Genomic DNA, 23,535 nt, shown 5'->3' on the forward strand with positions numbered 1-23,535 from the left:
TCGCCCTCACGCCGATGTCACTCCTTCGCACCGATCGCCTCGACCGGTCGGATGCTCAACAGCATCCGCGTCGGCAGCATCGTGCCCGCGGCCGCGAGGGCCGCCGTCACGCCGGCGATCGCCAGGTAGCCGAGGCCTGGCACGGCCGGGATCGGGGTACCGCTCACCGCCATCGACACGAGGACGAGAGGGAACACGGAGAGCAGGGTCCCGATGCCCACCCCGGCCGCGATGACGATGACGCTCTCCCGCCGCATCATGCCCACGACCTGCCCGCGGGCCGTGCCCGACAGCCGCAGCAGAGCGAACTCCCGGCGGCGCGCGGCCGTGTTCATCGCCAGCGTGTTGACGACGGTGATCGCGGTGTACGCGATGATCACGCCGACCACCAGGTAGTTGACCCAGGCGTTCGCCCGCTGCTGCGCCAGTTGGTCGTCCACGGCGAGGCCGTCCCGGAGCACCGTGCCGGGGTAGGCCGCGGCCACGTGCGACAGGGCCTGGGTCAGGTCGGGTGCCGAGGGGGCGGAACGTACGAGGACGGACTCGTCGACCTTGCCGGTGGTGTGGGCGAGCAGCAGGTCGTGGTCCATGGTCACGTCGGTGAATCCGAAGCCGCGTTCGTAGACGGCGACGACCTTGGCCCGCAGCGGGGTGCCGTCGCCCAGGTGGAGCCTGGCGGTGTCCCCGACTCCGAGCCCGAGCCAGGAGGCCGTGGTGGTGCTGATCGCCACGGTGTTCCGTGACAGGGCCTTCAAGTTCCCTTCCCTCGGCCGCAGATCGAGGGCGCTGCCGAGTGCCCGGGGATCCACGCCCTGCGCGCTGAGCGAGACGGAATCCTGGATGCCGAACATCTTGGCGATGGCGACGACCTTGGACCTGACCAGTCCGGTGGCCGACGCCACCTGCTTCATGTCTTTCACCTTCTCGGCGAGTTCGGGTGACACTCCGGACGGCGCGGTGAGGACGTGGTCGGCGACGAGCCCGGCCCGCAGCTGGTCGGCCGACTCCCTGAGCCCGGTGGTCTGCGCGAAGACGACGGTCGAGGAGAAGGAGACGGCGAGCACGAGCGGGGTGATCGCGCCGGCCAGCCTGGCCACGTTGGCCCGGGTGTTGGCCGCCGCGAGGTAGCCCGTGACACCGGTCCGGTTCAGCAGTGGGGCGAGCAGGCGTACGGCGGTACGGCAGACCAGCGGGCCGAGGACCGCGACGGCGGTGGCGAGAACGAGTACGAGGGAGTTGGCGAGCCCGACGAGGGTGAAGAAGTCGGCGTTCTGGACGAGTCCGGTGACGAAGATCCCCGCGGACAGCACGAGCAGCACACCGCCGGTGATCCGCCGTCCGCGGCCGAGCCCGGGGGTCTCCACGGCGGCTTCGCCGAGGGCTTCGGTGGGCCGGATCCGGGTCGCGCGGTGCGCGGCGGACACCACCGCGACCAGCGCGGTCAGGACGGTGACGAGCACCGCCGCGAGGAAGGGCAGGGGGCTCAGGGCGAGCCAGAAGTCGGCCGGGACGATGCCGTGTCCGGCGAACCGGTCGCGCAGCCAGTACACGAGCAGCAGACCCGCCGGGCAGCCCAGCACACCGGCGAGCAGGCCGGTGGCGGCGGCTTCGGCGGCGACCATGCGCCGGATCTGGCCGGGGGTGGTGCCGATCGCGCGCAGCAGGGCGATCTCCCGGCGGCGGTGGCGGATCGACAGGGACGTGGTGGCGTACAGGACGAAGACGGCGACGAGCAGGACGTTGCCGCCGATCGCGGCGGCCAGGACGACGAGGTTGGAGCCGCTGACGGTGACGTCGAGGAACTCGGCCCGGCCGCGCCCCTCCCCGGTGTGCACGGCGAGGGTGTGGTCGTGGAGCGTGGACTTGATGGCGTCGGCAAGTCGGTGCGGTGATGTGCCGGGCGCGGCGAGGACGCCGAAGGCCTGGACGGAGGCTTCGGGGACCGACCGGCGCAGGGTCGCGTCGGCCAGGAACGCCACCGACCGGCGGGGTGCGTCACCGTCCTTCAGGGCGACCAGTCCGGCGACCTGGAAGATGTGCGGCACGGAGGAGGTCATCAGGCGGATGTCGTCGCCGGGACGGACGCCGGCCTGTGCGGCGAGTCCGGTGTCCAGGACGATGTCCCCGGCGGCGTGTGGCGCGTGACCGGCGGTCAGCCGGAAGTCGCCGAGGCCGAGGCCCGACCAGTTGTGGGCCGCCACCCCCGCGCCATGGCGTCCCGGCACCGGCTGTCCGGCATCGGTCACCAGCCGCACCGGGGCGCCCGTGTCCGCGATCACGGACTTGACTCCGTCGACGCCGGTGATCCGGTCGGCCAACGAGGCGCGCAGTGGTACGCGTTCGGGCAGCGGCTCGGATTGCCTGACGGTCGATCCGTCGACGTCCTTGAAGCTCTGTTCGACTTCCTGGCGGCCCGCTACGACGACGTCGGCCGCCGCGTACCGCTCGGGGGAGGATCCGGCGCGTATTCCCGACTCCAGCAGGATCCCGCAGGCGCTCAGGACGGCGGCGCCGAGCAGCAGGGCGACGAAGGTGCCGACGAATCCGCCCTTGCGGGCCTTGAGCGTCAGCAGGGCGAGGCTCAGCATCAGGCGGTCCTCCGCAGGCCGGCCATGACCTCCGCGACGCGGTCGGCGCTGGGCTCGGCCAACGCGTCGACGATGTGTCCGGAGCTCAGGAAGAGGGCGTGGTCGGTGTGTGCGGCGGCCACCGGGTCGTGGGTGACCATGACCACCGTCTGGTGCAGATCGGTGACCGCCTGCCGCAGCAGCCCCAGGATGTCCCGGGCGGTCTCCGGGTCGAGCGCCCCGGTCGGCTCGTCGGCGAAGATCACCTCGGGACGGGTGACCAGGGCGCGCGCGATCGCCACTCGCTGCTGCTGGCCGCCGGAGAGCTGGGCGGGGAAGCGTGCGAGCCGGTCGCCGAGGTCGACGGCTTTCACGATGTGGTCGAACCAGCCCGCGTCGGCCTGTCGTCCGGCCAGCCGCAGGGGCAGCGTGATGTTCTGCTCGACGGTCAGCGAGGGCAGCAGGTTGAACGCCTGGAACACGAAGCCGATGCGCGTGCGGCGCAGCTCCGTGAGCCGTCGCTCCTTGAGCGTCGACAGGTCCTGTGCGCCCAGGCGGACCACGCCCGAGGTGGGCCGGTCGAGGCCCGCCGCGCAGTGCAGGAAGGTGCTCTTGCCGGATCCCGAGGGGCCCATCACCGCCGTGAACGTGCCGGGTGCGATGGCCGCGTCGACCTTGTCGAGCGCCAGGACGGCCGAGGGGCCGTCCCCGTACCGCTTGGTCACGTCCGTCAGCTGTACCGCGTACCGACCGGTGGCCGGCCCGTCCGGTTGTTGGCCCCAAGACCGCACTGTGACTCCTCGACTTCTCAAGTTCCCACTTCTCGCACGGCGTTCCGTGAGTGGTGCTCCAAGTCCATCGGGGACGGCGGGGCGTGGCCTCGGCCGCACCGTCGAGCCGTGGTCTCCCCCGGTCGGGCGAGATCGCCGGTGTCCTCCGCCGTACGCAGGAGGACACGGTCTCCTCGCGCCGCCGGTCACGCGGGGCGCCTCCTCCTTGCGGACGATGCCGCCACGGAGGAGACCGGCCGCGCGCTTTCACCCCCAGGGCAGATCAGCGCACGCGTTGGGCCGTCTAACGTGGGGCGCATGGACCTGATGGACTCGTTCGCCGGGCGCCGTGTGCCCCCGGCCGTCACGGACGCGGGTCTGGCCCTGCTGCTCATCGCCGGATGCGCGGCCGTGCCGCTGGCGATGCCTCCCGGCGGACCCGAACTGCGTTCGCCGGACGTGTGGTTCCTGGTGCTCGTGCTGGTGTCCGCGCTGCCGCTCGCCGTCCACCGCCGGTTTCCGCTGCCCGCGCTGCTGGTGATGTCGGCGGCGGCCGCCGCGCTCCAGGGCCTCCACTACATCCCGCAGCTCTCCGGGCCCGACGGCACCTCCATCGGGCCTACCTACGTGGGCGTGGCCACGGGCGTGCTCCTCACCGCCGTACGGTCCGCTCCCCGTACGGCGACCCTCGTGGTGGCGGTGCTCATCCCGGCCGCGGCCGTCACCGAGTCGCTGCTCGCCCCGGCCGGGCACCGTGTCACCACCCTGCTGACCGAGACGGTGCTGCTGGTCGCCGCATGGGCGCTGGGCCGGCTGTCCAGGGCACGCACCGCCATCCAGAACCAGGCGCTGGAACGGGCCGCGGCGATCGAACGCGAACAGGTCGCCAACGCGCGGGCCGCCGTGATGGAGGAACGGGCCCGGATCGCCCGCGAGTTGCACGACATCGTCGCCCACAACGTCAGCCTCATGGTCGTGCAGACCATCGCCGCCGACCGGGTTCAGGACCGTGACAGCGCCAAGGCCCACGCACTGCACGGCACCATCGAGAAGACGGGACGGGCCACCGTCACCGAGCTGCGCGGGCTCCTGGACGTGCTGCGGACGGACGAGGAGGCCGAGAGCGATCCGAACAAGGAACCGCCGCAGCCCACCATCGACGCCCTTCCCGCCCTCGTCGACTCGGTGCGCGCCGCCGGACTCCAGGTCGAGTTCGACACCAGGGGAACTCCCGCCGAGCTGCCGGCCGGTTCACAACTCGCCGTCTACCGCGTCGTACAAGAAGCCCTCACCAACACCCTCAAGCACGCCGGTCACACCCATACCGCGCTCACCGTCGCCTGGGAGCAGGAGCGGCACCGGCTCACCGTGCGGCTCTGCGACGACGGGCCGCCGCAGGACGACGAGACCTCCCGACCGCCCACCCTGGCGAGGGGCTCCGGTCACGGTCTGGTCGGCATGCGGGAACGGATCGGCGCCGTGGGAGGCTCCCTGCACACCGGCAACCGCCCGGGCGGCGGATACTGCGTCCACGCGGTCGTCCCGCTCCCCTCCCCCGAACCCGACCCCCAGCACGAAGGGCACGCCCCGCATGCGATCCATCCGCGTCCTGCTGGTCGATGACCAGCCCATGATCCGGACGGGATTCCGGCTCATCCTCGAGGCCGAACCGGACATCGTCGTCGTCGGCGAGGCGTCGGACGGCACCGCCGCCGTCGAGAGCGCCGAGGCACTCAGCCCCGACGTCGTCCTGATGGACATCCGGATGCCGCACATGGACGGCGTCGAGGCCACCCGCCGGATCGTGCAGTCGGGTTCGCCCAGCCGGATCGTCATCCTCACCACGTTCGACCTGGACGCGCACGTCGTGGACGCCCTGCGCGCCGGGGCCAGCGGTTTCCTGGTCAAGGACGGTCCCGCCGACTCCCTGGTGGGCGCGATCCGTACGGTGGCCGACGGTGAGGCCGTGCTCTCCCCACGCGTCACCCACCGGCTGCTGGGCCGCTTCGCCCACCTCGCCGCGCCCACGACGCCGATCGTGCCCTCGAAGCTCGACGCCCTGACCGGCCGCGAACTCGACGTGCTGCGCGCCCTGACCCGCGGCCTGTCCAACGCGGAGATCGCGCTCGAACTCGGCGTGGGCGAGACCACGGTCAAGACACACGTCGCCCACATCCTGGAGAAGTACCAGCTGCGCGACCGTGTCCAGGCCGTGATCCTGGCGTACGACTGCGGACTGGTCGTACCGCGCGGGGTCAACTGACCACGGAAGCACCGCCCGGTGACCGTCACCAGGTTCGGGTCGCCGCCGAAGGCGGTGATATTCCTGCGCACCCAGCGCGGGGCCGCTATCTGGTCTGGCAAGTCTGGCAAGCACCTGAGAGCGCCTGGGGAGATTCGATCGCCCGTGCTAGCATCGGCCCACCAATTGCCAGGAATCCTGTCGATTGGCCACCCGGCTCGACGACACGGCTCGACGATCGGAACCGTATGTCCCTCCTCGCCAGGCACGCCATGGCCTCCTTCGCCGCCAAGTCGATGCAGCGCCTCGCCCTGGCGGCCGACCGGCGCCCGAGCGGCCGCGGTTCCGCCGCCGCCTGTCACGCCCGCCTCCCCGAGCTCCCGCGCACCGTACGCGAGTTGACCATCCCGACCTCGGTCGCCCCGGCCCGGGTCACGGTGTACCCGCCCGCGAGCGAGGGCCCACCACCGCCGGTTCACGTCAACTTCCACGGCGGCGGCTACGTCATGCCCGTGACGGAGATCGACGATCCGCTCTGCCGTTTCCTCGCCGCCGAAGCGGAGGTGACCGTGCTCAACGTGGACTACGTCGTCGCTCCGCAGCACCCCTTCCCGGCTCCGCCCCGGCAGGCCTTCGAGGTCGTCCGGTGGATCGCCGAGCACGGCGCCGAGCACGGCTGGGACGGCAGCCGGCTCTCCGTGGGCGGCCAGAGCGCCGGAGGCGGTCTCGCCGCGGCCGTAGCTCGTCAGGCACTCGAGGAGGGCGGGCCCTCGATCGCGCTCCAGGTCCTGCACTACGCACCGCTCGATCTCGCGACGAGCGCCAAGGACAAGCACGCCGCCATCGCCAAACCGGTGCTGCGGCCATGGATGGCGGACGTCTTCGACACCTGCTACGTGCCCGACCCGCGCGAGCGCGCCGACCGATTGGTGTCGCCCGCCCACCCCTCGGACACCACCGACCTCAAGGGCATCGCCCCGGCGCTGGTCGTCACCGCGGAGTACGACCTCCTGAAGGCGGAAGGCGTGCGCTACGCCGAGCGCCTTCAGCGGGCGGGCGCCCTCGTCGAGCACCACGACGTGCCCCAGGTCGATCACGGGTACGACGGCAAGGACGACGAGAAGGCCCGGGAGATCTACGCCCTGATCGCCCGTCATGTACGGCGGGCCGTCGACACCGGGACCGGCAAGGCGGACTGAGCGGGCGTCCGCCCCGAGGCGGACGGGGCGCCCACCGCGCATCGGACGCCCCGGCCACCCGCTCCTCCATCCCCCTCTCCATGGAGGCGACTGTCAGCCCAGCGAGCGGGCCTCGGGTGGCGTGATGCCCAACTTGCCCGCACTCTCCGTCAGTTCACGCCACACCTTCGGCGCCACGGGTACCCCCTTCTCGGCACGCCGCACACCCACGGCGGCACTGCGCTCCCCGGGGTAGAAAACCTCCTCGGCGCCGTCCGCCGCGGCCAGGCCCTTGAGCGTGCGGAGAGTGGCGTCGACGGCCGCTGTGAAGCCGTCCGCGTCCCCGAAGGCCGCCGGGTCGACGGCGATGAGCAGGGCGTTCTGGCGGTGCCTGCGGCCCTGGGGATCGTCCGAGTGGAAGGCGGCGAAGATCGGTGCTCCGACGAGCACGCTGGTGAGCAGTTCGAAGGCCAGCGACATGCCGGATCCCTTGGCGCCGCCCAACGGCAGCGGCATGACCGCCTTCTCCGGATCGGTGGTGGGGGTGCCGTCCCCGGCGGCGGCGGCCCCTTCGGGCAGCGGGGTGCCGCTCGCCCTGGCCTGGCGGATCTTCCCCAGGGCGATCGTGGCGGTGGCCATGTCCAGGAGGAGCGGCGCGTGGCTCTCGGCGGGTACGGCGATGACGAGCGGGCTGGTAGCCACGGCCGCGCCCTTGACCCCGGTGTAGCCCATGTTGGGCATCCCGGCGACGAAGGCGATGCCGACCAGGCCCTGTTCGGCGATCTTCGACACGTAGTAACCGATGGCGCCGGTGTGGACGGTGCGGCGTACCCCCACGGCGGCGATGCCCGCCGCCCTGGCCCGGGTCACCGCCTCCTCGGCGGCCGCGGTGAGGGCCACCGGGCCGGGCGCGCGGTCGGCGTCGAGGACGGCGACCGCCGGCGTACTGGACTCGACCGTCATCTCGGGCTTGGCGTTGGCCACCCCCTTGGCGAGCAGCTCCAGATGACAGCTCCGCCGCCCGCGTGATCATCGTGGGCAGGACGTGGACGCTCGCCGCCTCGTTGGACCACTTGGTGAAGGGCTGGGCAGCGCCGTGCGGGCCGCCCACGACGGACAGGTTGCGGTACCACTGGCCGCCCGGATCCTGACCGGGTCCATCGCCGTACGTCGTCGACTCCGAGGAGGCGACCACCATCGGGACGCCGGCGAGGAGCGCGCCGTGGACGGCCATGGAGCCCTGCAGCAGGCCGGGAGCCGCGTGCAGCAGTACGCCCTGCGGCCGGCGCGTGAGAAGTCCGTAGCCGGTGGCCATGCCGACGGCGACGGTCTCGTGGGTCAGGTCGAGGTAGCGCGGGCACGGAAGCCCGTCACGGTGGCGGCGGGCGAGGGACTCCCACACCGGGGCCCATTCGGACACCGAGGAGCAGAAGGGGTAGTCGGCGCCGACGGCGTTGAAGGCGGCCACGAAGGCATCGCCCCCGTCGGTGCCTGGGGGGTTCCGGGTGTCCGTCATCTCGTGTGCTTCCTCAGCCCTCGATCGGCCAGTTCAGGACTTCGGAGATACCTCGGCCCGTGATCCACTCGAGCTCTTCGGGGGTGAAGTCCCAGTGCTTGGTGAACTGTTCGATGGTGTCGGTGTAGGTGATTCCGTGGCCGAGCAACCGGGTGATGTCGGTGCCGTAGAAGCAGCGCTGCGGGCCCATCTTGTCGACCATCTCGCGCACGTACTTCTCGATGTTCTTGTTCGGGAAGGGCTGCGTCGAGTAGCCCGGCAGGGCCGAGACCTTGACGTAGATGTTGGGGTGCTCGGCGAGGTCCGCGGTCTCCTGGACCCAGTAGCCGATCGCGTCGTCCACGCAGCGGGCCATGATGCCCATGTGGTCGATGATGATCTTCAGCCCGGGGTGCTTGGCGGCGATCTGGCCGAGCTCACGCTGAGCACGACCAGCCAGCACAGGCCGACGACCAGCGTGGCCAGTCCGGTCCCACGGGCGCGCAGGTCTGGGGAGGGAGACATCATTGTTTCCTCTCGTCCGGGAGCGGTGTCCCTGGAGGGGATGAGTGCGGCGGGCCGGTGCGGTTCGAGCGGCTGACCCGATGGTGCGCACGACGCTAAGGTTCCCGTTCCCTGAGTGTCAACACTTTTGCCAACAATCTCAGGAACAATCCAGCCGACCGTTCCTGGCCGCCGCACCGGGAGAAAAACAGCAGGTGAAACGGACGGGGCGGCACACAGTCGTGTGCCGCCCCGTCCGTTTCGCCGGCCTGCTCTCAGTTGTCCGTGCCGCGGTCGGTCTGCTCGATCGGCGGTGTGCCGTGGGTGTGGAAGGACTCGATGGTCTTCAGCCCCCACGCCTGTCCCTTGGCCCGCTCGGCCTGGGTCCAGGTGATCAGCGGCCAGTCGGGGGCCAGCACGAGCCGGGTGAGCGGGTTGCACAGTTCGATGCGGTTGCCCCCCGGCTCGTAGACATAGAGGAAGAACGTCTGCTGGATGGCGTGCTTGTGCGGGCCTGTCTCGATGAACACGCCGGTGTCGAGGGCGAGGTCGGCGGCGCGCAGGATGTCCTCGCGGGTGTCGGTCGCGAACGCGATGTGGTGCAGCCGCCCGCGCGAGCCCGTCCAGTCCTCGGTGTAGACGACGTCGTACGACTTGTTCGTGAACGTCAGCCACTTCGCGGCGATCCTGCCGCCGTCGAGCTGGATCTGCTCGGTCGGCCGGGCACCGAGGAGGTGCTGGTGGAAGTCGGCGTTGGCGGCGACGTCGGCGGCCAGGTAGTTCACGTGGTCCAGGCGACGTACGCCCACACCGTGACCGGGCTTGGCCTGGGGCTGGTTCTTCAGCCCCGGCTTCAGCTCGTCCGGGGCCTGATACCACTCGGACTCCCAGTACAGGGCCAGTTCGTGGCCGTCGGGGTCGGCGGTGACGTACAGCGGGCCGAGGCCCGGCTCGTCCTCGGTCCAGTGGCCCTGGTGACCGGCGGCCTCCAGTTCCTTGACCCTCCGCTGCAGGGCCTCCTCACTGGAGGCGCGCAGGGCCGTGCGGCGCAGACCGGAGGTCTCGTGCGCGGTCAGGACGAGGCTGTGGTGCTCGTAGTCGTCCCAGGTCCGCAGATAGACCGAGTCACCGCTGCGGCCGTTGACCGTCAGGCCGAGGTAGTCGGTGAAGAACCGCAGACTTCCGTCGAGGTCCGGGGTGAGCAGTTCGACGTGCCCGAGGTGGGCGATGTCGCCAAGGGGCGGGGCCATACAGGCCTCCTTAAGAGTGATGTGCGGCTCCGGCCGGCCGGGGGAAGACCGTACCGTCGAAGATCTTGCGTGCGGTGCGGACGACGGCGGTACGGCGGGCCACGGGGGCGGCCCCCGAGAAGCCGTCGTCGATCTCGCTCTCGATGTCGAGGAATCCGGTGGGATGCTCGATGCGCAGCCGTCCGCCGTTCTCGGGCAGACGGGCGACGTCCTGGCCGACGCCGCCGTGGATGCGCAGCCCGGCGGCGACACTGGCGGCTCCCAGGACGCCGATGGCGGTGTGGCAGCGGACCGGAATGAAGGTGCGGGTCATGACCGCGCCGCCGTTCGTGGGCGGCGCCAGCAGGCTGAGCTTGGGCACGGTCGTCCCGCTGACGTCGCCCAGGCCCATCAGCAGGCCCGCCTCCAGACGGATCCGCTGGAGCCGGTCGTGCAGGGTCAGGTCCTCCTCCAGGTCACGCGGCCTTTCGTAGCCGGTGACCCCCACGGACGAGGCGGCGATCAGCACGGTCGGCATGCCGTTGTCCACGCAGGTCACCGGCGTGTCCGCGACGATGTCCCGGGCTCGCCCGGTGGGCAGCAGCGGGCCGCTGCCCTGCTCGAACTCGATCACCACGGGTGCGGCGGCGCCCGGCACACCCGAGATCTCGGCCGACCCCGCGTAGGAGACCCGCCGGTCCTGTGTGGGGAAGGTGGCCGTGGCGTGGTCACCGCTGTTGACCATCCGGATCCGTACCGCGGTGTGCCCGTCCCGGGCGGCGACCAGCCCGCGTTCGACGGCGAACGGGCCGACTCCCGCCAGGAGGTTGCCGCAGTTCTGCCGGTCGGAGACCTCGGCCCGGTCCACCCCCACCTGGAGGAAGAGGTAGTCGACGTCCGCGCCGGGGCTCTGGGAGCGGGAGACCACCGCGACCTTGCTGGTGAGCGGGTGCGCTCCGCCGAGGCCGTCGATCTGCCGGGGGTCGGGGCTGCCCATGACCCGCAGCAGCAGGTCGTCGCGCTCCCCGGCGTCGGCCGGCAGATCCTCGGCCAGGAAGTAGGCGCCCTTCGAGGTCCCGCCGCGCATCAGCATGCAGCGCAGCTCCTCGCCGGTGCTCATGACAGGGATCCGTTGCGCGCGTGCTCCTCGTAGTCCTGGTAGCTCACCCCCAGCCGAGCGAGGGTCTCGCGCAGGCCGTAGCGGTCCAGGCCCAGCTGCCCTTCGGCGAAGGCGGCCCGGGAGGCGTTCTCCTTGGCGGTGCGCGCCTCGGCCGCCTTGAGGGCCGTACCGGCCTGCTCACGGGGTACGCACACCACGCCGTCGTCGTCGGCGACGATGACGTCACCGGGACGGACGACCTGGCCGCCGAGCACGACGGGTACGTTCACCGAGCCGGCCGTGGCCTTGACCGTGCCCTGGGCGCAGACGGCCGTCGCCCAGACGGGGAAACCCATGGCGCGCAGGTCCGCGGTGTCGCGCACCCCGGCGTCGATGATCAGACCGCGCACCCCGCGGTACTGGAGCGCGGTGGCGAAGAGGTCGCCGAACATGCCGTCGGTGGAGGGCGAGGTGGTGGTGACGACGAGGACGTCGCCCTCGCGGCACTGCTCGACGGCCGCGTGGATCATGAGGTTGTCGCCGGGCCAGCACAGGGCGGTGACCGCGGTGCCCGCGATGCGCACATCCTGCTGGACGGGCCGGAACTCGGGGCCGAGGCTGCCGGTGCGGCCCATGCCCTCGTGGATCGTGGCCACGCCGTAGTCGCCCAGCGCCTCGACGTCCTCGGCGCGGGCGCGTGGCGGGTTGGTGACGATCAGGCCGCTCATGCCAGCTCCTCCGTGACCTGCGGGTAGGGACGCATGTAGGCCTCGCCGTAGGTGGCGTGGGGCAGGCCGAGATTGGGGCCCGCGTTGCGCTTGAGCTGTACGCCGCGCCGCTTGCCGAGGTCGGTGTAGTACTCCCAGAGGTGCCGCTGGGCGGCCAGGCATTCCATGGCCTTGCGCTTGGTCTCCCAGACCGGGGTGATGTCGAGGAGGACCTCCGGCTTGAAGCCGCACATCTCCGGCTGGTGCGGCTCGAAGAAGAACACCGGCGGGGCTCCGATGACTTCGCCCTCGGCGGGGTAGCCGATGGCCTGCGCGAGGACGCGGGCGTCCAGGGCCAGGCGGGCGGCGGCCGGGTGGTCACCGTTGTAGGGGTCGTCGAGGGGGTGGGTCAGGACCACGTCGGGCTGGGTGTCGCGATAGATCCGTACGAGCTGGTCGGTCAGCTCCTGGGTCGCGAGCAGGGGGTAGTCGCCGGCGTCGAGGAATCGCACCTCTGCGCCCAGGGTCGAGGCCGCCGCCTCGGCCTCGGCGCGGCGTATCTCCTTGATCTCCTCCAGCGACTTGCCCTCGCGCCAGGCTTTGGCGGACTCACCGCGCTCCCCGAAGGTGAGACACGCGATGGTCACCTTCTCTCCACGGGAGGCGGCCAGGGCGATGGCGCCCCCGGCCCGCCAGACGAAGTCCCCGGCGTGCGCGGTGATGACGCGTGTCGATCGTGGGGTGGTGGGCGCCTTGCCGTGCGTCATTGCTCAAATCTCCTTGGTGGACAGGCCGGTTGACCCACCCCGGCGACGTCATTGGCGCAGTGCGTCGATGACTCCCGCGAGGTGGGTACGGACGGCCGCTTCGGCCGCCTGCGGGTCCCGGGCCCTGATCGTCTCGATCATGGCCAGGTGCTCACTCAGGGACCGCTGGGGACGCCCCGGTCTCAGAGCGAGCTGGAAACGGTGGCGCACCAGCTGCCCGTTGAGCCGCTCCAGCAGCTCCACGGCGACCTGCTGGCCGGAGAACTCCCTGATCCGGTCGTGCAGTTCGTGGTTGAGCTGGGAGTAGACCACCGGCTCGCCATTGGCGACCGCCTTCGACATCGCCGTGCCCAGGTCGGTCAGCTGGTCCAGCTGGCCCTCGCTCGCCCCGACGGCCGCCTTGGCGGCGCAGAGGCCCTCCAGCACCATGCGGCATTCGGTGATGGCCACCGCTTCCTCGACCGTCACCACCCGCACCCGCGAGCCGCGGTTGCGGATCCGCTCGACCAGTCCCTCCGACTCCAGCTCGATCAGCGCCGCCCGGACGCTGGCCCGCGTGACGCCGAACCGCTCGGCGAGTTCGTTCTCCACCAGCCGTTGAGCCGGTGCCATCTCGCCGTGCAGGATCGCCTGCCGCAGTTGCACCAGTGCGTGCTGCTTGGCCTGCTCGCCGGTGCCTGGGCCGGCTTCCTTCGGCATCGCGCCCTCCCTGAGTGAGTGCCTGTCGAACCTAAATCCAGCCCAGCAAGATTGTCAACAATTTTGTTTCCCATGTTGCCGACATACTTCGCCGGCGCTCCGGTCGACAGGCGATCCGCGAGAAACGCATCTACGGTCGAGCAGGGGACGTTCAACCGAGACACGGATCCCCTTCCTCCGTCCGCCGATCCCCCTCAGGACACCAACAGGAGACGAACCGCCATGGCCACAGCATCTGAAACTCCGGTACTGGACACCCTCGCCGCGATGACGGTCGACTCGATCGAGCGGTGCGGGCTGACCCAGGACACGTTCATGCTCACCCGCATCGCGGCCCTCGCCGCCTCGGACGCTCCGCCGATCTCCTACGTCGCCCACATCGACCCCGCCCTCCAGGCCGGCCTCACCGCCGACCAACTGCAGGACGTCCTGGTCGCCATCGCCCCCATCGTGGGCACCGCCCGTGTCATGACGGCAGCCGGGAACATCGCCAAAGCACTCGGCATCACGATCGCGGTCGCCGACGCCGAGGCGGAGAACCGGAGCCGCGCCTGACGACGTCGTCCTGACCCTCACTCCAGGTAGAGGCTTCCGTCGTTGAAGCGGGCGTGGCTGAGGTCGTCGATGGTGGTGTCGACGTCGAGGCCGTGGCTGCGCGGGCCGACGCCGATCACCGCGCCGACGGCGGCTGCTCTGGCGGCCCTGATTCCGCTGGGCGCGTCCTCGAAGACGGTGCACTCGCAGGGGGCCAGGCCGAGCCGGGCGGCGCCGGTGAGATACCCCTCGGGTGCGGGCTTGCCGTGGGTGACGATGTCGGCGGTGACGAGGACCGGCGGGATCGCGAGGCCGGCGGCGGCCAGGCGGGCCGTGGCGAGGGCGGTGACACCCGAGGTGACCACGGCCCAGGTGCCGGGTGGCAACGAGGAGAGCATCCCCGCTGCTCCGGGCAGCGCGGTGACGTCGGCGGCCTCCTCGACCTCGTAGCGGTCGATGAGGGCGAGCGCGGCGGGGACCTGGTGGCTGGGCAGGAGGGCGGCGACCGTGTCGGCGGAGCGGCGGCCGTGGACCATGGCGGTGACCTCCGCGGGGTCGAGGCCGTACCTCTCCGCCCAGCGGCTCCAGGCTGACACCACACTGGCGTCGGAGTCGACCAGCACGCCGTCGGAGTCGAAGAGCAGCCCGCGGGTGACGATGACGGTCATGAGACGGGCCGGTTGCGGTAGCGGCCGACGAGCTCGCGGGCGGCGACCTGCATCCGCACCGGTGGCAGGCCCCGGGCGATGAGGGCGAGATCGTCGAGGACCATGCGGCCGATCTCGGTGAACGCCTGAGGGATGCCACCGGCCCGGTGCGCGGAGAGGACTAGGCCTTCAAGGCTCCGGGCGGGATGGTCGGCGGGGACGGGTTCCTCGGGCCAGACGTCGACACCGGCGAGGAAGCGGCCACCGCGTACGCGGTCGAGCAGGGCGTCGTAGTCCACGACCGCCGCCCGGCTGACCAGGATGAGGCGTGCGCCGGGCGGGACGGTGTCCAGTTCGGCCGGGCCGAGCAGGCGTTCGCTCTCGCCGGTGACGGTGGCGAGGACGAACAGGAACTGACTGGCGGCCAGGGTCTCGGCGAGGGAGGCCGGCAGGACGTCGTGCTCGCGCAGCACGGAGTCGGGCAGCCAGGGGTCGTAGACCCGGAGGGTGGGGGCGAACGGGACGAGCAGCCGGTGCAGTGCCCGTCCCAGGTTGCCGAAGCCGATCAGTCCCACGCTGGCGTGGCGCAGCAGGATGGAGTCTTCCGTGCCGGTGGAGACATAGGTCTCGCGGCCGGCGCGGAAGGCGCGGTCTTCGCGGCTGATGCCGCGGGCGAGGTCGAGCGCGAGTCCGAGGGCGTGTTCGGCGACCGCCTGGGCGTAGGCAGGACCGGCTCCCAGGACGTGTACGCCCTGTTCGTGGCACGTCTCGTAGTCGACGTTGGGGAAGAAGTTGCCCTCCACGTTGAGCAGCGCGCGCAGCTTGCCGGCTCGCCGAAGTCGTTCCCGGGGCAGGTCGGGCTGGCCGACGACGGCGAACGCGTCGGGAAGGCAGGCGTCGAGGGCGCTGTCCGGCTCGCCGTCGAGGTCGACGACGTGGAAGTCGGCGCGGAGCCGACGCAGCGTCTCCGGGGTGAAGATGCGCTCGGTCTTCTGCGGTGCGGGGCACAGGATCACCATCGGCCTGGCGCGCTCACCGGTCGCCGCTGCGGAGTCCTGTTGCCCCTGAATGGGTGGCAAAGCGTTCACGGCTTTCTCCTCGGGGTGCACGACCCGGCCTTGGCATACGGAAAACGACAGTGCTGTGCGTGCGCGTCGAGGATGACCCGTTTGAAATGGCCAGGCAACCGGGCCCTCGGAAAGCGGTGTCGGTGCGAGCAGAAGACGCTGGGAGCTCATCGGGGCCACTCTCGGTGACCGGGGAGTGTCACGCGGTGCGTGTGGGGCACCGCCACGCCGTATCAGCCGATCTCCGCATACGGCGACACCGGCCCCTGGCCACATGCCGTCGCCCCCCCCATCACGGACGACGGGATCCGCATCGCCCGCGCTCAGGGCGGAGACGTCAGCGCATCATCTCCTGGGCCGGGTAAGGGCGCGAGGTTCACTCAGCGGATACCGAAGGCGTCGGTGGCCTGAGGAGAGGATCGTCGAGGATCCACCCCGGGGCATGCCAACTCGACGTCGGATCCGCTTCCTTGGGTGGGTCGAGCCGGCCGCGCGTCGTGCGCCGTGCGGGCCGAAGACGACGGCCGGGACCGCTGTGACCAGCCTCGACCTGGGCGGGCGTCAGTCGCTCAACGCCAAAAGGAAGTAAAGGCAGTTACCCATGGCGCCACCGCCCACTTCGCGTGCCCCTGGGGCCCACCCGCTCCGCTTGACTTCAATGTACCCACATGCGTAGGTTGGGTACGGGTTGAACAGAAAACAGACGTTTTGGCTGGTGAGAAGACGAACAATCTCAACATCCCGACCGACTACATCCCGACCGACGACAAACCGGTCGTCGGTTAACAGACGGACGGGCACCCCACCACGGGGTTCGCTGCACTCAGCAGCCCAGGTGGGTCCGATGCCGCGCGTTCAGCGCGTGATTCGGCGATGGCGAATCCCGTCACCTTCAAGGCCGATGTACCGGACCCTTTCGCGAACGTTTTAGCGCCTTACTACTGGTGCCGACGTCACCGCGGCCGTGCAGCGCTAGCACCTGTCTACGCTCCCGGGAAGGGAAAGCACCATGCGGATCATCACCTCAAGGACGTTCCGGCTGTTCGGCAGCCTGTTCGCCGCTCTGGCCCTGGCATTCGGCACAGCCGGCATCGCCAGCGCAACCAGCTCCCACTCGGATCACTCGTCCGATTACTCCTACAGCAACTGGGACAACGACCACGGCGGCGGCGGCGACCACGGCGGTGGCGGCTACGGCGGCGGCGGCGACCACGGCGGTGGCGGCTACGGCGGCGGCGGCCACGGCGGTGGCGGCTACGGCGGCGGCGGCCACGGCGGTGGCGGCTACGGCGGCGGCGGCCACGGCGGTGGCGGCTACGGTGGCGGCGGTCACGGCGGCGGTGGCGGCGGCCACGGCGGCGGCGGTCACGGCGGCGGTGGCGGCGGCCACGGCGGCGGCGGTGGCGGCGGTCACGGCGGCGGCGGTGGCGGTGGGCACTGACCCCAGTGGTCACGCCTGACACCTGAAGATTGACGACCCGTCATCTCGCCACAACCGGCTGGTCTTCTGCAGCGGTCCCGTGTCGCACCAGCGACACGGGACCGCTGGCGTGCGTCTGCACGACCTGCGCCGGCGGTCGTCCACGGTCCCGGTACCGTCGCGACAGAACCGATCGGGGGCGTGATGATGTCCGGTGCACGGCGCACCCGACGCGCACCGGGGCCGACTACACGGCTCGGCGATAAAGCTCCGTCAGCAGTTCGATGGCGGCCGAGGCGGCGGGGTGCGGATCGTCCCGCCACCAGGCGAGTCGCACCGCGACGGGCTCGGCGTCGCGCACCGGCCGGTAGACGACGCCGGGACGCGGGTACTGGTGTGCGGTGGACTCGGCCGTCATGCCCACACAGCGGCCCGTGGAGATCTCGGTGAGCCATTCGTCGACATCGTGCGTGTCCCTGGTCGCCGGTCGCGAGTCGGGCGGAAACAGCTCCGTCGTGGTGGTGCCGGTCCTGCGGTCGATCAACAGGACACGTCCGCCGAAGTCGGTGAGTCGCACCGAGCGGCGCCCGGCCAGCGGATCGTCGGCGGCCATGGCGCACAACCGCCGTTCCAGCCCCACGATCGCGGAGTCGAACCGCCGGTCGTCCAGCGGTCTGCGCACCACGGCCGCGTCGCAGGCCCCCTCGGCCAGGCCGGCGGTGGCGGAGTTGACCCGGACAAGCCGCAGCTCCGTCTCGGGGTGCGCTCGCGCCCAGTCGCGCTGAAACGCCAGGGTGTGACGGCCGAGCGCGGACCAGGCGTACCCGATCCGCAGCGAGACGCGCCCCGACGTGGCTTCCTGGACCAGGTCGGCCACCTCGCCGAGTACCCGCCGGGCATGCGCAAGCACACGCAGCCCCGTCGCCGTCGGAGTGACCTCGCGGGAGGTGCGCCGCAGCAGCCGCACCCCGAGGGCGCGTTCGAGCGAGGCCAGCGTGCGGGACACGGCGGCCTGGGAGACACCGAGCGCCATGGCGGCGTCGGTGAACGTGCCCTCGTCGACGATCGCGACCAGACAGCGCAACTGCCGCAGCTCCACATCCATCACTCAAGCGTATAGATCGATCGGTTGATGCATTTTGCGCAAGTGCCCCGGCCGCCCAGCATCGAGACATGTACGCAGCCTCCGCCCGCCCGGTAGAAACCGCGCGTCGCGCTCCCTCGCCGCCCACGACCGCGAAGCCCGGCGGCACGCGCCCGGCCGGCGTGGTCACCATGGTCGCCAGCGGCCTGTCCAACCAGACCGGTGCCGCGATCGGCTCCCTGGCCTTCCCCGTCCTCGGCCCCGTCGGCGTGGTCGCCGTACGCCAGTACGTCGCCGCGGTCGTCCTGTTGGCCGTGGGCCGCCCCCGGCTGCGGACGTTCACCCGGAGACAGTGGTGGCCGGTCGTGCTGCTCGCGCTGGTGTTCGGGGCCATGAACCTGTCCCTTTACACCGCGATCGACCGCATCGGACTGGGGCTGGCGGTGACCCTTGAGTTCCTCGGCCCGCTCTGCATCGGGCTGGCCGCGTCCCGCCGCCGGGTGGACGCGTGCTGTGCGGTGATCGCCACGGCGGGGGTCGTCACGCTGATGCGTCCGCGCCCCTCCGCGGACCTCCTCGGAATGGGCCTGGGACTGCTGGCCGCCGCCTGCTGGGCGTCGTACATCCTGCTCAACCGCACCGTCGGCCGCCGCATCCCCTGCGCGGCGGGGTCCGCTGCCGCCGCCGGGCTCTCCGCCGTGCTGTTCCTGCCGGCCGGCGTCGCCGTCGCCGTCCGGCATCCTCCGACGCCGACGGCGGTCGGCTGTGCCGTGGCCGCCGGTGTGCTGTCCTCAGCGGTGCCCTACCTCGCGGACCTGTTCACCCTGCGCCGTGTCCCGGCCCCGGCTTTCGGCCTCTTCATGAGCGTCAATCCCGTCCTCGCCGGTCTGGTCGGGTGGGTCACCCTCGGCCAGGGCCTGGACTGGACGGAGTGGGCGGCCATCAGCGCCGTCGTCGCGGCCAACGCGCTCAGCATCCTCGCTTCACGAGGTGGACAAAGTTGACGGACACGTCACGGACCTGACGGACCTCTGAGCCACGACCCTCTCCAGAAGAACGTTTCGGCGAAAACGCCAGACCACGCCACCCCTTCCGCCGCATAGAAATAGCTACCAGCATGAACACGCCGGGGGGGCGCCCGGGTGCGGGATCCATATCCGAGTGCGCCGCTCCACGCCTGGTCAGACGGCCTGCGAATGCTCTGGAGTTGTCCATGCCGGATGTGATGTGGATGCAAGGTGTCGAGTGGCTCGCGGCAGCCGCCTCGGACCCCCGGGCCTGCAAGCGGGAGTGGGATCAGGGGGCGGGGACCGTGCTCATGGAGGCCGGTCGGTTCTGGGACCTGCTCAGCGTTCCCGAGCAACTCGGTCTGCTTGCCCTGGACATCCTGTGGGACGACCCGCTGTGCGCCCCTGGACCCACCTTGGTGGACACCACGGCCCGGAGAGTGGGCTTCTTCCTGCCGCCGGACCCGGCCAGCCGCTGGGTCGGATCCGGACTCCGCCACTCGGGAAAGGGCTCGTGGGTCGCCGTACCACCGCCGTACCGCTCCGCGCGGTCCCTGGAGTGGCTCATTCCGCCCGACGGGACCGGGGCCCTGCATGCCGCCGTCCCCCTGGAACTCGCGTTGCAGCGGGCCAACGGGACGCTCGCCGTCCTGGCACCACCGCCCGGAGGGTGACCCTCGCTCCGCGGCAGCGCGCGGAGGGGTTCACCAGCAGCCCAGCAGGCCGCGAGGTACGGGAACGGCGGGTACCGAGCCGGTGGACACAGGGATGGCGGGTACGGAGCCGGTAGATACGGGGATGGCGGGTACGAAGCCGGTGGATACGGTTTCGGATTCGGCCGCTACGGGTCCGGCGGCCTCCTCGTCCCGCCTCTCCGCCCAGGAGTCGACCGGCGACACCGCGCCCTCGAAGGGACTGGAGGCGGCGAAGGAGGCCCACAGCACCGCCACCCCCTCGCGGTGCTCCGGAACCACCCGGCCCTTGGCCCGCCACTCCGCGACCAGTTGGGCGTAGTCCGGCGGCCGGCCCAGACGCCCGTCCGTCAGCTCGGCGTAGCGCCGGGCCGTGTGAGTGCTGTCCATGTCGGAGCAACGGCGGTGCGTGCGCCGGTGGTACGCGCCCGTGATACCGCTCACCGAGTCGGGTGAACGCGCCGCCCATTCGGAGCCGTACCCCTGTCCGACAAGCATCTTCACGCATCAACGCGGTCACACCGAGCGTCGTCACACCGAGCCCGGTCGGGGTCAGCTCCGCACGCCGGGAGCGACGGCCGCCTCCGGTGCCGTACGCGAGGAGTCGGCGTCCGCTCGGGCCGAGGCGGAGAGCCGGCCCGCGCGCTGGACCGGCACGAGCAGGGCGGCCAGCGCCGCGGCCAGGCAGAGCAGGGCGAGCAGGGTGAACCCGTGGGTATAGCCGGAGCCGTAGGGAAGGCCCGAGGGCTGGAGCCGGCCCGTCACCAGGACACTGGTCACGGCCGCGCCGATGGACCCGCCGATGGTACGGATGTTGGCGTTCATCCCGGTCGCGGCGCCGGTCTGCTCGGGCGGCACGCTGCCGACGATCAGGTTGGCCATCGAGGCGAAGGCGAGTCCGATGCCCAGGCCGAAGATGCCCGCGGCGAAGGCCACTTGCCACTGCTGGTCGTGCCACACGGCGAGGAAGCCGCAGGCGACCGCACCGAGCGCGGCACCGGTCGTGAGCAGCTTCTTGGCGCCGAGGACGGGCTCCAGCCGACCGCTGAGCACGCCCGAGCAGAACATGGCGAGCAGCATCGGCAGCATGAGCAGTCCGGCCGCGGTGACGCTGGCGCCGAAGCCGTACCCCGCGGAGCTCGGGGTCTGTACGAAGCCGGGGAGGAAGGACCAGATCGCGTACATGCCCGCGCCGAACAGGAGCGCGGCAGTGTTGGTGGTCCACACCGCGGGCAGCCGCATGACGCGCAGGTCGATCAGCGGGGTGCGGGAGCGCGCCTCGGCCAGCAGCCACAGCGCGAAGAGCAGGACGGCGGCGGCGAACAGCCCGATCACCCGGGCCGATCCCCAGCCCCACTGGCCCGCCTGGCTGAGCGGGAGGAGCAACGCGACCAGCCAGCCCGACAGCAGCACGGCACCGAGCCAGCTGACGCGTCCCTCGGCCCGGCTCGGGGACTCGGGGACGTAGCGCAGGGCGATCAGCGTGGTGACCGCGACGACACCGACGGGCAGCCAGAACAGCCAGCGGTAGTCGAGTGCGGACACGATGGGACCGGCCGCCACCAGGCCGACGCCGCCGCCGGCGGCGATCACGGCGGACAGATTGCTGATGCTGGGGCCGACCTCGGCCGCGGTGAACTCGTCCCGGATGATGCCGAAGGAGAGCGGGAACAGCGCTCCGCCTATGCCCTGGACGACCCGGGCGACGATCAGCACGCCGATGTTCGGCGCGAACGCGGCGAGCAGACAGCCGAGCGTCACGGTCACGAGGACGGCGACGAGGGTGCGCTTCTTGCCGACCAGGTCACCGACGCGGCCGAGGATCGGGGTGAAGACCGAGGCGGACAGCAGGTATGCCGTCATCACCCAGGTCACGGTGGACTGCGAGGTGTTCAGGGCGTGCTGGACGGTCGGCAGGGCCGGCGCGATCAGCGACTGGAGCATGGAGAACACGCCCGCACCGGTCGCGAGGACCGCGAAGGTGAGGCGGGTGGACTTCCGGGGCATGAAAAAGCCTCTCCGAACAGAGCGGAAAAGAACGGAACGAACAGAGCAAGCGGAACGGCCACTCAGGGAGCGGGGGCGGGCTGCGCACGACCCGTTCGAGGTCACAGGGGGTGCGAGCGCGCCGACGGCGCGTGCGGCCGCACGCAACCATGGGGAACGGACCCCCCGACTGCTAAAGTGGAGGTGTGCCTCCACTGTAGCGGAGGCACGCCTCCGCTTCAACCTTCTTCTCGGCCGGGAGGCACCAAGTGACGGCTCAGCCGTTCCCCGTCAGCGGGATCGCGGCGTCCCGGCGCCCGCACCGCAAAGACGCCGCACGCAACTACGACGCCCTGCTGGTCGCCGCGCGAGATGCCTTCGCGGAACACGGCGCGGAGGCGTCCCTGGAGGACATCGCCCGACGCGCGGGCGTCGGCATCGGAACCCTCTACCGGAACTTCCCCACCCGCCGCCACCTCTTCGAGAGCGTATACGCGGACGAGGTGGACACCCTGTGCCGGATGGCCCTGGAAGTCGCCGAGCGGGAGCCCTGGGAGGCGCTGGCCTCGTGGCTGCGGCGCTTCGTGGACTACACCGTGACCAAGCGGGCCATCCGCGAGGCGCTCGACAACGAGTCGGAGATCTTCCTGACCTGCCGCGACTCGATGTACCAGGCGGGCGGCCCGCTGTTCGAGCGGGCACAGAAGGCCGGCGAGGCGCGCGTGGACATGACCTTCGACGATCTGCTGCGCATGGTCGCCGGAATCACCTCGACGAACTTCCTCGACGACACCCAGCGCGACCGCGTTCTCACGGTCGCGCTCGACGGCGTCCGCGCCGCGCGCTGACATCACTCCGAGGCACGAGGGACCCTTCGCGCGCCCCGTCGTCCACCGCCCGTCGTCAACTCCGCTCCTACCCTCCAGTAACATCTCGCGGCAGGCCCCTGGAGGAGGAACCGTGCCACGGTCGGAACGCTCAGCCCTGTTGCTCGCCGGCCTGCTGGCCACCGCGGGTGTCGGTCACTTCGTGTCGCCACGACAGTTCGACGCGACCATTCCGCAGGCGCTGCCGGGGCCACCCCGGGCCTGGACGTACGCGAGCGGTGTCGCCGAACTGGCGCTCGCCGCCGGGGTGGCGGCGCCCCGTACACGGCGGAAGGCCGCGCTGGCCACCGCGGCCTTCTTCGTCGGGGTGTTCCCCGCCAACGTCCAGATGGCCGTGGACTGGCGCCGGCGTCCCGCACCGCAGAAGGCCGCGGCCATCGCGCGACTCCCCTTGCAGGTGCCCCTTGTGCTGTGGGCACGCAGCGTTGCCAAAGGCGAGAAGGGTCAGTCATGACGCGTGGTGTGGATGTGGGCGACAAGGTCGAGGACTTCGCCCTGCCGGACGAGACGGGCACGCAGCGAAAGCTGACCGAGCTGCTCGGCGAGGGACCGGTCGTGCTGTTCTTCTACCCCGCCGCCCTCTCCCCCGGCTGCACCGCCGAGGCCTGCCACTTCCGTGATCTGGCCGCCGAGTTCACCGCGGCTGGTGCGCGGCCGGTCGGCATCAGCGGTGACGCGGTCGACAAGCAGCAGGAGTTCGCCGGGCGTCACACACTCGGGTTCCCGCTGCTGTCCGACGTGGACGGCACGGTCCGCGAGCGGTTCGGAGTGAAGCGGGGCTTCTCCCTGGCGCCCACGAAGCGGGTCACGTTCGTCATCGCGCAGGACCGCACGATCCTGGAAGTGGTGCGCAGCGAGCTGCGGATGAGCGCCCACGCGGACCGGGCCCTCGCCGCGCTGCGGGCCCATCAGGACTGAACTTCGGTTCCCCCGTATCGGCTGACGGCTCCTCGG

Annotated in this window: 24 protein-coding genes and 2 pseudogenes; 10 read left to right on the top strand and 16 right to left on the bottom strand. The window is 71.2% G+C overall.

What is annotated here, in order from left to right:
* Positions 1-17: 17 nt before the first annotated feature.
* Both OG819_RS37045 and OG819_RS37050 read right to left on the bottom strand, forming a co-directional pair.
* The gene (locus OG819_RS37045) at positions 18-2,588 is read right to left on the bottom strand and encodes an FtsX-like permease family protein (RefSeq protein WP_266653472.1); all 2,571 of its coding nucleotides are present in this window, start codon (positions 2,586-2,588) and stop codon (positions 18-20) included.
* Positions 2,588-3,358, bottom strand: coding sequence for an ABC transporter ATP-binding protein (locus tag OG819_RS37050; protein WP_266633429.1), 771 nt, complete (start codon positions 3,356-3,358; stop codon positions 2,588-2,590). The genes OG819_RS37045 and OG819_RS37050 overlap by 1 nt, the downstream gene beginning before the upstream one ends.
* A 297-nt stretch (positions 3,359-3,655) precedes the next feature.
* On the opposite strand from OG819_RS37050, the gene OG819_RS37055 reads away from it, so the two are divergent.
* Both OG819_RS37055 and OG819_RS37060 read left to right on the top strand, forming a co-directional pair.
* Positions 3,656-4,960 (top strand): sensor histidine kinase, encoded by a 1,305-nt coding sequence (locus OG819_RS37055; RefSeq protein WP_266633423.1) that lies wholly within the window; start codon positions 3,656-3,658, stop codon positions 4,958-4,960.
* Positions 4,929-5,600 (top strand): response regulator transcription factor, encoded by a 672-nt coding sequence (locus tag OG819_RS37060; RefSeq protein ID WP_266653474.1) that lies wholly within the window; start codon positions 4,929-4,931, stop codon positions 5,598-5,600. The genes OG819_RS37055 and OG819_RS37060 overlap by 32 nt, the downstream gene beginning before the upstream one ends.
* Positions 5,601-5,611: 11 nt before the next feature.
* Here the strand turns inward: OG819_RS37060 and OG819_RS37065 are convergent.
* A pseudogene (locus OG819_RS37065) lies at positions 5,612-5,695 on the bottom strand (carboxylesterase family protein); the annotation flags it as partial.
* A gap of 132 nt (positions 5,696-5,827) precedes the next feature.
* On the opposite strand from OG819_RS37065, the gene OG819_RS37070 reads away from it, so the two are divergent.
* Positions 5,828-6,778: an alpha/beta hydrolase gene (locus OG819_RS37070; protein ID WP_266633419.1), complete on the top strand. Its 951-nt coding sequence runs from the start codon at positions 5,828-5,830 to the stop codon at positions 6,776-6,778.
* A 93-nt stretch (positions 6,779-6,871) separates the two neighbouring features.
* Here the strand turns inward: OG819_RS37070 and OG819_RS37075 are convergent, their stop codons facing one another.
* The 8 genes and pseudogenes from OG819_RS37075 to OG819_RS37110 all read right to left on the bottom strand — a co-directional run bounded on the left by OG819_RS37075 (position 6,872) and on the right by OG819_RS37110 (position 13,257).
* On the bottom strand, positions 6,872-7,762 hold the full coding sequence (locus OG819_RS37075) for an Ldh family oxidoreductase (protein ID WP_323139436.1): 891 nt from the start codon (positions 7,760-7,762) through the stop codon (positions 6,872-6,874).
* Positions 7,763-7,925: 163 nt separating this feature from the next.
* Positions 7,926-8,273, bottom strand: a pseudogene (locus tag OG819_RS37080) (thiamine pyrophosphate-binding protein); the annotation flags it as partial.
* 13 nt (positions 8,274-8,286) lie between these two features.
* Positions 8,287-8,715 (bottom strand): amidohydrolase, encoded by a 429-nt coding sequence (locus OG819_RS37085; protein WP_266633417.1) that lies wholly within the window; start codon positions 8,713-8,715, stop codon positions 8,287-8,289.
* Positions 8,716-9,031: 316 nt separating this feature from the next.
* Positions 9,032-10,006: a catechol 2,3-dioxygenase gene (locus tag OG819_RS37090; protein ID WP_266633415.1), complete on the bottom strand. Its 975-nt coding sequence runs from the start codon at positions 10,004-10,006 to the stop codon at positions 9,032-9,034.
* Positions 10,007-10,016: 10 nt separating this feature from the next.
* Positions 10,017-11,105, bottom strand: a complete 1,089-nt coding sequence (locus OG819_RS37095; protein WP_266653476.1) for a 4-oxalomesaconate tautomerase — start codon at positions 11,103-11,105, stop codon at positions 10,017-10,019.
* Positions 11,102-11,812, bottom strand: coding sequence for a 4-carboxy-4-hydroxy-2-oxoadipate aldolase/oxaloacetate decarboxylase (locus OG819_RS37100; protein WP_266653478.1), 711 nt, complete (start codon positions 11,810-11,812; stop codon positions 11,102-11,104). The genes OG819_RS37095 and OG819_RS37100 overlap by 4 nt, the downstream gene beginning before the upstream one ends.
* Complete coding sequence (locus OG819_RS37105; protein ID WP_266653480.1) at positions 11,809-12,558, bottom strand: PIG-L deacetylase family protein; 750 nt, start codon at positions 12,556-12,558, stop codon at positions 11,809-11,811. Before OG819_RS37105 ends, OG819_RS37100 begins: the two co-directional genes overlap by 4 nt.
* A 48-nt stretch (positions 12,559-12,606) precedes the next feature.
* Entirely contained in the window at positions 12,607-13,257 is a 651-nt protein-coding gene (locus tag OG819_RS37110) for a GntR family transcriptional regulator (protein WP_266633407.1), read from the bottom strand.
* A 222-nt stretch (positions 13,258-13,479) separates the two neighbouring features.
* Here OG819_RS37110 and OG819_RS37115 point away from each other — a divergent pair, with 222 nt between their 5' ends.
* Positions 13,480-13,812, top strand: coding sequence for a carboxymuconolactone decarboxylase family protein (locus OG819_RS37115; RefSeq protein ID WP_266633405.1), 333 nt, complete (start codon positions 13,480-13,482; stop codon positions 13,810-13,812).
* A 17-nt stretch (positions 13,813-13,829) separates the two neighbouring features.
* On the opposite strand, the gene OG819_RS37120 is transcribed toward OG819_RS37115, so the two are convergent.
* On the bottom strand, positions 13,830-14,459 hold the full coding sequence (locus OG819_RS37120) for an HAD-IA family hydrolase (protein ID WP_266633404.1): 630 nt from the start codon (positions 14,457-14,459) through the stop codon (positions 13,830-13,832).
* Positions 14,456-15,526 carry an NAD(P)-dependent oxidoreductase gene (locus OG819_RS37125; protein WP_266653482.1) on the bottom strand — a complete coding sequence of 357 codons (1,071 nt, stop codon included), beginning with the start codon at positions 15,524-15,526 and terminating at the stop codon, positions 14,456-14,458. Before OG819_RS37125 ends, OG819_RS37120 begins: the two co-directional genes overlap by 4 nt.
* Positions 15,527-16,514: 988 nt before the next feature.
* Here OG819_RS37125 and OG819_RS37130 point away from each other — a divergent pair.
* Positions 16,515-16,946 (top strand): hypothetical protein, encoded by a 432-nt coding sequence (locus tag OG819_RS37130; protein ID WP_266653484.1) that lies wholly within the window; start codon positions 16,515-16,517, stop codon positions 16,944-16,946.
* Between the two features lie 226 nt (positions 16,947-17,172).
* Here the strand turns inward: OG819_RS37130 and OG819_RS37135 are convergent, their stop codons facing one another.
* Entirely contained in the window at positions 17,173-18,030 is an 858-nt protein-coding gene (locus tag OG819_RS37135; protein WP_266653486.1) for a LysR family transcriptional regulator, read from the bottom strand.
* A 68-nt stretch (positions 18,031-18,098) separates the two neighbouring features.
* On the opposite strand from OG819_RS37135, the gene OG819_RS37140 reads away from it, so the two are divergent.
* Positions 18,099-19,013, top strand: coding sequence for an EamA family transporter (locus OG819_RS37140; protein ID WP_266653488.1), 915 nt, complete (start codon positions 18,099-18,101; stop codon positions 19,011-19,013).
* Between the two features lie 209 nt (positions 19,014-19,222).
* On the top strand, positions 19,223-19,690 hold the full coding sequence (locus OG819_RS37145; RefSeq protein ID WP_266633396.1) for a hypothetical protein: 468 nt from the start codon (positions 19,223-19,225) through the stop codon (positions 19,688-19,690).
* A gap of 30 nt (positions 19,691-19,720) precedes the next feature.
* Here OG819_RS37145 and OG819_RS37150 read toward each other — a convergent pair whose 3' ends face one another.
* The gene (locus tag OG819_RS37150; protein ID WP_266633394.1) at positions 19,721-20,212 is read right to left on the bottom strand and encodes a hypothetical protein; all 492 of its coding nucleotides are present in this window, start codon (positions 20,210-20,212) and stop codon (positions 19,721-19,723) included.
* A gap of 48 nt (positions 20,213-20,260) precedes the next feature.
* Complete coding sequence (locus tag OG819_RS37155; RefSeq protein ID WP_266653490.1) at positions 20,261-21,715, bottom strand: MFS transporter; 1,455 nt, start codon at positions 21,713-21,715, stop codon at positions 20,261-20,263.
* Between the two features lie 248 nt (positions 21,716-21,963).
* On the opposite strand from OG819_RS37155, the gene OG819_RS37160 reads away from it, so the two are divergent.
* The 3 genes from OG819_RS37160 (at position 21,964) to OG819_RS37170 (ending at position 23,499) form a co-directional block, all read left to right on the top strand.
* Entirely contained in the window at positions 21,964-22,542 is a 579-nt protein-coding gene (locus OG819_RS37160) for a TetR/AcrR family transcriptional regulator (RefSeq protein WP_266653492.1), read from the top strand.
* Positions 22,543-22,654: 112 nt separating this feature from the next.
* On the top strand, positions 22,655-23,035 hold the full coding sequence (locus OG819_RS37165) for a MauE/DoxX family redox-associated membrane protein (RefSeq protein WP_266653494.1): 381 nt from the start codon (positions 22,655-22,657) through the stop codon (positions 23,033-23,035).
* Entirely contained in the window at positions 23,032-23,499 is a 468-nt protein-coding gene (locus OG819_RS37170; RefSeq protein ID WP_323139398.1) for a peroxiredoxin, read from the top strand. The genes OG819_RS37165 and OG819_RS37170 overlap by 4 nt, the downstream gene beginning before the upstream one ends.
* Positions 23,500-23,535 lie beyond the last annotated feature (36 nt).

The sequence above is a fragment of the Streptomyces sp. NBC_01549 genome (genome assembly GCF_026339955.1).
In the GTDB taxonomy this organism is placed as follows: Bacteria; Actinomycetota; Actinomycetes; order Streptomycetales; family Streptomycetaceae; genus Streptomyces.

Bases quoted from the DNA above. Each gene is read 5' to 3' on its own strand.
- OG819_RS37045 (WP_266653472.1), bottom strand. From the start codon at position 2,588: ATGCTGAGCCTCGCCCTGCTGACGCTCAAGGCCCGCAAGGGCGGATTC.
- OG819_RS37055 (WP_266633423.1), top strand. From the start codon at position 3,656: ATGGACCTGATGGACTCGTTCGCCGGGCGCCGTGTGCCCCCGGCCGTC.
- OG819_RS37060 (WP_266653474.1), top strand. From the start codon at position 4,929: ATGCGATCCATCCGCGTCCTGCTGGTCGATGACCAGCCCATGATCCGG.
- OG819_RS37070 (WP_266633419.1), top strand. From the start codon at position 5,828: ATGTCCCTCCTCGCCAGGCACGCCATGGCCTCCTTCGCCGCCAAGTCG.
- OG819_RS37090 (WP_266633415.1), bottom strand. From the start codon at position 10,006: ATGGCCCCGCCCCTTGGCGACATCGCCCACCTCGGGCACGTCGAACTG.
- OG819_RS37095 (WP_266653476.1), bottom strand. From the start codon at position 11,105: ATGAGCACCGGCGAGGAGCTGCGCTGCATGCTGATGCGCGGCGGGACC.
- OG819_RS37100 (WP_266653478.1), bottom strand. From the start codon at position 11,812: ATGAGCGGCCTGATCGTCACCAACCCGCCACGCGCCCGCGCCGAGGAC.
- OG819_RS37105 (WP_266653480.1), bottom strand. From the start codon at position 12,558: ATGACGCACGGCAAGGCGCCCACCACCCCACGATCGACACGCGTCATC.
- OG819_RS37110 (WP_266633407.1), bottom strand. From the start codon at position 13,257: ATGCCGAAGGAAGCCGGCCCAGGCACCGGCGAGCAGGCCAAGCAGCAC.
- OG819_RS37115 (WP_266633405.1), top strand. From the start codon at position 13,480: ATGGCCACAGCATCTGAAACTCCGGTACTGGACACCCTCGCCGCGATG.
- OG819_RS37120 (WP_266633404.1), bottom strand. From the start codon at position 14,459: ATGACCGTCATCGTCACCCGCGGGCTGCTCTTCGACTCCGACGGCGTG.
- OG819_RS37130 (WP_266653484.1), top strand. From the start codon at position 16,515: ATGCGGATCATCACCTCAAGGACGTTCCGGCTGTTCGGCAGCCTGTTC.
- OG819_RS37135 (WP_266653486.1), bottom strand. From the start codon at position 18,030: ATGGATGTGGAGCTGCGGCAGTTGCGCTGTCTGGTCGCGATCGTCGAC.
- OG819_RS37140 (WP_266653488.1), top strand. From the start codon at position 18,099: ATGTACGCAGCCTCCGCCCGCCCGGTAGAAACCGCGCGTCGCGCTCCC.
- OG819_RS37145 (WP_266633396.1), top strand. From the start codon at position 19,223: ATGCCGGATGTGATGTGGATGCAAGGTGTCGAGTGGCTCGCGGCAGCC.
- OG819_RS37155 (WP_266653490.1), bottom strand. From the start codon at position 21,715: ATGCCCCGGAAGTCCACCCGCCTCACCTTCGCGGTCCTCGCGACCGGT.
- OG819_RS37170 (WP_323139398.1), top strand. From the start codon at position 23,032: ATGACGCGTGGTGTGGATGTGGGCGACAAGGTCGAGGACTTCGCCCTG.